The organism is Chitinophaga sp. (assembly GCF_036566945.1).
Taxonomy (GTDB): Bacteria; Bacteroidota; Bacteroidia; order Chitinophagales; family Chitinophagaceae; genus Chitinophaga.
The window spans coordinates 1-8,963 of record NZ_DATCVJ010000494.1 but is presented as its reverse complement, the minus strand read 5'-3'; the positions used below and the strand labels follow the sequence as shown (position 1 = coordinate 8,963).

The window sequence follows — 8,963 nt, the reverse complement described above, 5'->3', positions numbered from 1 at the left end:
TTCCTGGGCGTACCGGAAACCTACCTGATAAGAGCAGAATGTAATGCACGCGCCAACAGCTTATCCGCCGCACTGGATGATATTAATAAGTTGAGATTGAACCGCATTACACCTGCTGCCTATAAAGTCTTTACCCCGTCGGATTTCAACAATGACGCAGAAAAAGTGCTGCGCTTTGTGCTGGAAGAAAGACGGCGGGAACTGGCCTTCACCGGCGTACGTGTGATTGACCTGAAACGCCTGAACAAAGAAACCCGTTTCCAGAAAAAAGTGACCCACATAGCAGAAGGCATAACATATGAATTGTTGCCCAACAGTAATAACTATGTACGTCAGCTATGGCCGGCAGCCACCATTTTTAATCCGGACTGGCCGCTGAATCCTTAAACGTTTTTGTCCTTAGTCCTATTCCATAGGGTGCCGGTAATACCGGTACCCTTACTTTCCCATTGACTTAATCAAATCAGAAAATGCAAGATAACATCGTTAAAATTGAAGGACTCTCTCACCGGTACAGCAAAGACTGGGCAGTGCAGGATGTCAGTTTCGACATCAATAAAAAAGGCATTGTAGGATTGCTCGGTTCCAACGGCGCCGGTAAATCCACTACCATGAATATTCTTTGTGGCGTGCTGAGTCAAACGCTCGGCAAAGTGCTGATTGAAGGCATTGATATGCGTACCCACCCGGAAGAAGCCAAGAAAAGAATTGGCTTTCTGCCGCAGAATGCACCTTTGTATTTAGAACAAACAGTAGATGAATACCTGACCTATTGCGCCCATTTGCGGTTCGTAGATAAACGGCGTATTAAAACGGCCGTAGCCGAGGTGAAAGAAAGATGCGGCGTGGCACATTTCAGTCATCGCCTCATTGGCAACCTTTCCGGTGGTTACCGGCAGCGCGTAGGCATTGCGCAGGCGCTCATACACAGGCCCCTGCTGGTGGTGCTGGACGAGCCTACCAATGGTCTTGATCCTAACCAGATCCTGGAAGTAAGACAACTGATCAAAGAAATTGCGACCGATCGCGCCGTCATTTTTTCTTCCCATATTCTCTCGGAAATTCAGGCCACCTGCCAGGATATCATCATGATTGAAGGCGGCAGAATGGTATTTAAAGATACCATGGAATCGTTCAATAATTATATTGAACCGGATAGCCTGATCACCACCATGGAAACCCCACCCACGCAAGCGGTGTTACAACAAATCAAAGGCATTAAGGAAGTAGAATTCCTGACAGACAAATCTATCCGCATGCGTTTTGAACCCGCCGCAGACATCGCAGAAAGTATTGTGGAGTTGAGCGTAAAAAATGGCTGGCGGCTGAAAGAAATCACCCTCGAGAAAAGTTCACTGGATGCCATCTTTGCCCAGTTATCCAATAAAAAAACTAAACCTGCTTTACCGTCATGAGAATCATTATCAGAATAGCCCGGCAGGAGTTGAGTCTCCTTTTTCATTCACCGGTAGCATGGCTCATTTTAATTGTGTTCCCGATCCAAATAGGTATTGACTACCTCCACTATATCCAGATGATAGGCCGTGCACAACGCATGGGCAATCATTTCACCAACGTAACGGCCATGGTATTCGGCGGCCGGGAAGGTTTTTATCCCGGTGTAAAAAGTACATTGTACTTCTATATTCCGCTATTAACCATGGGCCTCATCAGCCGGGAAACACACAGCGGATCTATCAAATTGCTCTTGTCCTCTCCTATTAAGGTCAAAGATATTGTGCTGGGAAAATACCTGGCGATGATGGGATATGGCGCGCTGTTACTGGTGATTATCTGTTTATATAGTATATCCGGTGCGTATTTTATAGAACATATCGACTGGCAGTTGCTGTCGTCCGGCGCGCTGGGACTGTATTTGCTGATCTGCGCTTATGCCGCCATCGGTATATTCATGTCTTCCTTAACTACCTACCAGGTAGTAGCGGCTATCAGCACACTGGCAGTACTGGCACTGCTCAACTTTATTGGTGGCCTGTTCCAGGGTAACGATACCGTGCGGCACATTACCTACTTTATGTCTATTTCCGGCAGAACCGAACAGTTCATTGCCGGGTTAATCAGCTCGGAAGATGTATTGTATTTCCTGCTCGTCATCGGATTTTTCCTGACCATCACCTGTATGCGTTTACAGGATCAGCGGGAAGCAAAACCCGGATATCTCCGTACCGTAAGGTATATTGGTTTGGTCGCCGCCTGTTTTCTTGTTGGCTATATCAGTTCACTGCCGGTAGCTACCGGCTATATTGATATGACCGTAACCAGCAAACATACGCTGGGACCACAAAGCAGGGACCTGGTAAAGAAAATGGATAAGCCCCTGAAGATTACCACCTATGTGAATATCCTGGATGATAATTATTACCTGGGAGCGCCGGAAAAGAAAAGTGAAGATGAACGATTGATGATTCCTTATCGTCGTTTTTTACCGGATCTGCAGATGAACTATGTGTACTATTATGATTTTGGTGATAATAAAAATTTGTATAAAAATTATCCGGGAGAAAGCGATGCCGCCATTGCTAAAAAAGTAGCCGATATCCAGGACCTCGACTTTAAAAAAGTACTGCCGCCGGCCAGCATCCGAAAAATGGTGAACCTGCGACCCGAAGAAAACAAGTTGGTAAGATTGCTCCAATACGGCGATGGGCAAACGTTTCTGCGGTATTACAATGATATGATGATTTATCCCGGCGAGCGCGAATTTACTGCGGCGCTGAAACATCTTGTCACGCCATCGCAAACACCGGTGGTGACTTTTCTGACCGGTAATGGAGAACGCAGTATTAGTAAAGCCGGAGATGCTGCCCTGAAGATGTTTGTAAAAGACGGTTCCTTCAGAGCTGCGTTAATTAACCAGGGCTTTACAGTAGATACCCTTAACGCGGACCTTCAATCTATTTCTGCCAACACTGCTATACTCGTGATCGCTGCACCACAAACGGCCTTCTCCGCTAAAGTACAGCAGCAGCTGCAGCAATATGTGGCCAGCGGCAGAAACCTGTTCATCATGACAGAGCCAGGGTCACAATTCGTGCTGGCGCCGTTACTGCAGCAACTGGATGTACATGCCGGCGACACAGCAGTACAGGAAGAAAGCAGGGATTATGCTCCGGATTTTCTGCTGTCGCATTTCTCGGAAAAGGCAGGTGAAATATCACCGGCGCTCGGCGCCTATCAGTCCGACAGTGGCGTAGTATCGGTATCAGGTGCGGTAAACCTGCAATATGGCAACAGCGCCGGTTTCGGAGTAGTCCCATTACTGTTATCGAAAAACAAACAACCGCTGGCCCTGGCACTGGAAAGAAAACAAGCCGGAAAAACACAGCGGATCATTGTTAGCGGCGACGCCGATTTTATGAGTTCCGCAGAAATTGCCCGCAGAAAACCATCGGTGTGGAATCAGCCATTTACCACGGAAATATTCCGGTGGTTTACCTATGGCGCATTTCCCATCAACACCGGTACTATGCCGTCGAGAGATGTGATAGATAGCGATGATGCAGGTATCCTCACCATGCGGGTATTTTTCTTTGGCATAATCCCCGTGTCGTTGCTGCTACTGGCCACCACCCTGTTGATTTACAGGAAAAGAAGATAAGATTAAAACCAACCCGTCATACCAGGTCACTCCCATTGTGGAGTGGCCTTTTTTTTATGATTTACACCGGCGGACCTTTGTTGCAAATAGTCTAAATTAGTGTATATCAAACATCACATGTATGCTTCCGGCTGATTTTGATTTTCACACGGCTGTTAACCAGGTTCCTGTATTGGAAAATTACAATTCATTTACCACGAATCCCCTGCTTCAAAAATTGCTTGCTGAATATGGCGGCGGTTGGATACAGGCGCCCGCAACGGCATTTGGCGCATTGATGGGAAGTCGTACCATGCAGGAAGCCGGTGACCTTGCCAATAAAAACATTCCCGTATTAAAAACACACGACCGCTTTGGCAACCGGCTCGACATCGTCGACTATCATCCGGCCTATCACCAGATGATGGAAGCGGCGATTCAACACCAGGTGCATTCCGTCGCCTGGACCGGCAGCAAGCAAGGCGCTTACCTCGCACACAGCACTTTATCGTATCTCAAGCAACAAATTGATGAAGGCAGCAGCTGTCCTTTAACAATGACTTTTGCAGTAGTGCCCTCGCTCAAAATAGAACCAGACATCGCCAAAGAATGGCTGCCACGGGTACTCTCCAACGAATACGACCCGCGGCATATTCCGTACACACAGAAAAAAGGCGTCACCTTTGGCATGGCCATGACAGAACCTCAAGGTGGCAGCGACGTTCGCGCCAATCTCACTTTTGCGCAACCTGTGGGAAATGGCATCTACCAAATCACCGGCAGAAAATGGTTTTGCAGCGCCCCTATGAGCGATGCGTTCCTGGTGCTGGCCCAAACACCGCAGGGATTAAGCTGTTTCCTGGTGCCAAGGTTTACCCCGGATGGCACAAAAAATACCCTTTACTTTCAACGCTTAAAAGATAAGCTGGGCAACAAATCCAATGCATCCGCGGAAGTGGAATTTCATGCCGCCTTCGGGCAGCTCATCGGAGAAACAGGACGCGGCGTTCCCAACATCATGGAAATGGTACGCCATACCCGCCTCGATTGCGCCGTTGGCTCCGCCGCTACCATGCAGCGGGCCGTAGCAGAAGCGATCCACCACTGCCACCACAGATTTGCTTTCGGAAAAAAACTAATCGATCAGCCACTCATGAAAAATGTATTGGCAGACCTATGCCTGGAATCTGCCGCCGCCACTACCCTTGCCATGCGGCTGGCCAAAGGCTTCGATGATGCATTGACCGATGAAGCAGCCCTGCACTTTACCCGGATTGGTACCGCCATCGGAAAATTCTGGAATACCAAAAGAGCCGTGCTTGTACTCGGCGAAGCGCTGGAATGTATTGGAGGTAATGGATACGTGGAAACCTCCATTATGCCGAGGCTGTACCGCGATATTCCGGTGAATGCCATCTGGGAAGGCTCCGGCAACATACAGGCACTGGACGTATTACGCGCCATGCACAAAGAGCCGCATAGCATTGCCGCATTCATGCACTACCTGGAACTCGCCAAAGGGCTCGATAAATATTTGGATCTGCACCTCGAAAATCTGCAACCGCTGATCGCACATCCGGATGAATACAACGCACGGATCATCGTAGAAAAAATGGCGCTGGCCATGCAGGCCATTGAACTGATCCGCGTAGCCCCGCAAACCCTTGCGCCACTGTTTTGCGCAGCAAGACTTTCCCCGCAACGGCATTTAACCTGGGGAACATTGCCGGCCGAAAAAGGATTAGAGGAAGTGATGAATATGACCTATCAGGAATATTAAAAAAAGGCGAAAGGCATCAAATGTAATTTAATGCCTTTCACCCATGAATACCAAGCAACAAGGACTATTTCACCACTTTCGTCGTATGCCTTTCACCGTTATGATACACATGTGCCGATATTAACCTTATTTTAGCGGATGATTATATAACGGGGTATATTATGAGTAATTCAATGATAGTAGAAAGCAAAGGAATAACAATCGATCCCTATTTCATTCCTGCTTTTGATTTGCGGAGCGGGGAAATTGCAGTCCTTTCGCTGCTGAGCGGGGCTTATTTTCAGGAAATTAAAACCCGGCTGATTAATATTTTAACCGGTAAAGTTTTAAATGAGGCACTGACCATATCCCAACCGCTGACCTACGTACCGCATTTCAGGGAGTCATGGATACGAAGAAATTTCTATCCATCCACTGTTGGGCGATACTTAAAAAAGAACGCCCAACCAGATCATGCGTTGGCTGGTAAAATATACGAGCATGCGTTAATTAACAAGCGCACCAGGATGAAGACCCTGCATGAAAGCCATCGGCAGCTAATTAATCTTTACGCCACATTATCCAATACCAAGCATATTGTTTTTGATTTGATCGGACAAGGTCCCGAAAGTGCCGATATCTACTATCGCGTCGTAAAAGAAATGGTCAAACAGGGTGGCGCTGCCATCCTGCTTGATAATTTCCGTGGTATAAACGACGACTGTACAACATATATAGAAATGGAGTTACTCCGACCTTAACGACTTCACCGGGTTCATCATCGCTGCTTTAATAGATTGATAACTCACCGTCAGTAAAGTGATAGACAACGCGCCCATACTGGTTAATGCGATGATCCACCAGGATATTTCCGTACGGTATTTATAATGCTGCAGCCAGTTACTCATGAAATAATAAGCGACCGGCACTGCCAACACCAATGCAATTACCACCAGCAGTACAAAATCTTTTGTCATCAACTGCCATAAATTGAAAACGGAAGCGCCCAATACTTTGCGCACGCCGATTTCTTTTACCCGTTGCTCCGCCATAAAAGAGGCCATTCCAAAAAGACCGAGACAACTGATGAAAATAGCCAGCACTGCGAAGAAGCTGGAAAGTTTTGCGATACGTTGTTCGTCATCAAACTTTTCTGCATAATCATCATCTACAAAATTATAAACGAAAGGAACACCGGGATTATATTTTTTAAACACAGTTTCCATTTGTGCCAACGCAGCAGCGGTAGTTTTGTTGGGATTTATCCTGGCATTAATGAGATTGGCATTGTCGTAGTCGATGGTAAAAGCGGTTCGAAAAACGGGGTTATAGGGAGATTCAATGACCATGTCTTTCACCACACCAATCACGTTGAAAGGCTTATCATCCACTTTAACGATTTCGCCTATGGGATTTTTCAGTCCCATAAATTTAACGGCGGCTTCGTTGAGGATCATCGCGGTACTGTCCGACTTAAATGCTCTCGAAAAATCACGCCCTGCAATGATTTGCCAGCCAATGGTTTTGCCGTAATCATGCGTTACGCTGATGGCACCAAAATTCCCTTGTGTGCCGGGCAACATTCCTTTCCACGTATAGCCGTTATTGATAGCATTCAGTTCAGTAGTACCACTGGAAGAATAAGCCATATCCTTCACCACACCTGTTGCCATCAGCTCATTGCGGATCAATTCAAAATGATCTTTCAGGTCGCCGGTCGTTATGGGAATAGCAATCAGTCCTTCCCTGCTATAGGCGGTGGGGCGATGCTGTGCATAATGGATTTGCCGGAATACCACCACCGTTCCGATGATGAGAATAACCGACACGGTAAATTGTATGACCACCAAAGCTTTACGGGGAATGGCGGCATAGCGTCCGGCACGGAATGTACCTTTCAGTACTTTAATAGGTTCAAAGGAAGATAAATACAACGCCGGGTAGCTACCGGCTATTAAGCCCGTGAGCAAGGTCACCAGCAGCCCTGTGAGCCAGAATAAGGGATGCGATACAGGAATGCTCACCCGCTTGTTGGCTACCTCGTTAAAAACCGGCAACGCCAGCTGTACCAGCAATAATGCCAATACAAAACTGATGACTGTTACCAGCAGTGATTCGCTGAAGAACTGCGTGATCAGCTGACCACGCACCGACCCTACAGCTTTTCGTATACCCACTTCTTTTGCCCGCTTTTCAGAGCGGGCAGTGCTGAGGTTCATAAAATTGATGCAGGCCAGCAGCAGTACAAAAATGCCGATGATGGCGAACAACCATACAAACTGAATACCACCGCCTATATTTTTTCCATTGTCCCAGTCTGCATACAAATGCCATTTGCTCATGGGATGCAGAAAGACTTCCGGCTTAAACGCCGCATCTTCTGCCCGCACTTTACGCAGCTTCACATCTTTTATTTTAGCAGATACCTTTTCCAGGTCTGCGTTGTCAGCCAACTGTGCATAGGTTTGGGTAAAGTTAGCCCGCCACGGATTATCCATCGCTTTGATCCAGGCCTGACTACTTATATACAGGTCCCAGGGCGCAATAAAAGCCAGCATCCTGAAAGCGGAGTTATAGGGCAGGTCTGCATACACGCCCGTTACTTTTACATCCAGTCGTTTATCAATCTTCACCAACTGATCTATCGGGTCCTTATCTCCAAACAGCGCCTTCGCTGCCGAGGCAGACAACATAATAGATGCCGGATCTTTCAATCCGCCACGGGTGCCTTTCAGCATGGTCAGCGTGGCCATCTCCGGAAAGTCCGGCTCGAAGAAATTCCCTATCTCAGAAACAGCATTGTTGTTATGCGTTAAAATATGTTTGCTATTCCAGGACGACATCACCACGTATTTAAAATCGCTGCCGTATTTATCCCGGATCTCCGCGCCCAACAGGTAAGGGTTGGAGGGCTGGGTGCCTACCACACCGTTAAATGTTTGATGCTGCATTACCTGCACAATACGATCGTAATGCGCATGGTTTTTACTGTAAGTCAATTCATCATGGATCCACAAACCAATCAGTAAGGCCACCGCCATTCCGGTAGATAACCCTACGATATTAATAAAGGAGAAAGTTTTGTTCTTTAAAAGATTTCTCCACGCTATTTTGGCGTGACTAGTTAACATGACTGAGCAATTTTCTGATGAGCGACAATAATACTGCCATAGACACAACCCCCACAGCACAACGATATTACGCATTTTATTTCCCGCCGGAGCGTCCGGTTCCGAACAAGGGTTGTCTGAAAATGGACAGAGATTGCCAGGGCTTAAAAGAAAAGTGCCGGCTGGGAAGGGTGTCTGTCATAAGCGCTTTTAATTTACACCACGCCGGGCGATCGTCTGCAAAAGATAACATCCATCCATCAAACAATTCCTCTTGAAACCTTTGAAAAGTGTTAATATGTATATATGTTTGTACATATTAAATTCTACGTCATGAAGACAAGCATAGCGGGTGTTATTCTTGCTGGAGTTCTATTGCATACGCTTTCCTTTTGGGCCTGGGCCCATCAGCCAGTGCAGCCAGTGCAGCCGGCGTTAACCGATTCGTCCTCGAAACGCGCCATCACATTAGGGATTCCGACGCTCGATCAAATCG

6 protein-coding genes are annotated in these 8,963 nt (G+C 47.1%); 5 read left to right on the top strand and 1 reads right to left on the bottom strand.

Annotated features, from left to right (window positions below):
- The 5 genes from VIP81_RS15110 to VIP81_RS15090 all read left to right on the top strand — a co-directional run.
- On the top strand, positions 1-387 hold a 387-nt coding region (locus VIP81_RS15110; protein ID WP_331962247.1), incomplete at its 5' end, for a RagB/SusD family nutrient uptake outer membrane protein.
- An 83-nt stretch (positions 388-470) separates the two neighbouring features.
- Positions 471-1,415: an ABC transporter ATP-binding protein gene (locus VIP81_RS15105; RefSeq protein WP_331962244.1), complete on the top strand. Its 945-nt coding sequence runs from the start codon at positions 471-473 to the stop codon at positions 1,413-1,415.
- Complete coding sequence (locus tag VIP81_RS15100) at positions 1,412-3,619, top strand: Gldg family protein (RefSeq protein ID WP_331962241.1); 2,208 nt, start codon at positions 1,412-1,414, stop codon at positions 3,617-3,619. The genes VIP81_RS15105 and VIP81_RS15100 overlap by 4 nt, the downstream gene beginning before the upstream one ends.
- Before the next feature lie 121 nt (positions 3,620-3,740).
- The gene (locus VIP81_RS15095) at positions 3,741-5,378 is read left to right on the top strand and encodes an acyl-CoA dehydrogenase family protein (RefSeq protein ID WP_331962238.1); all 1,638 of its coding nucleotides are present in this window, start codon (positions 3,741-3,743) and stop codon (positions 5,376-5,378) included.
- Between the two features lie 161 nt (positions 5,379-5,539).
- On the top strand, positions 5,540-6,118 hold the full coding sequence (locus VIP81_RS15090; protein ID WP_331962235.1) for a hypothetical protein: 579 nt from the start codon (positions 5,540-5,542) through the stop codon (positions 6,116-6,118).
- On the opposite strand, the gene VIP81_RS15085 is transcribed toward VIP81_RS15090, so the two are convergent.
- Entirely contained in the window at positions 6,104-8,488 is a 2,385-nt protein-coding gene (locus VIP81_RS15085) for an ABC transporter permease (RefSeq protein WP_331962232.1), read from the bottom strand. The genes VIP81_RS15090 and VIP81_RS15085 overlap by 15 nt on opposite strands.
- Positions 8,489-8,963 lie beyond the last annotated feature (475 nt).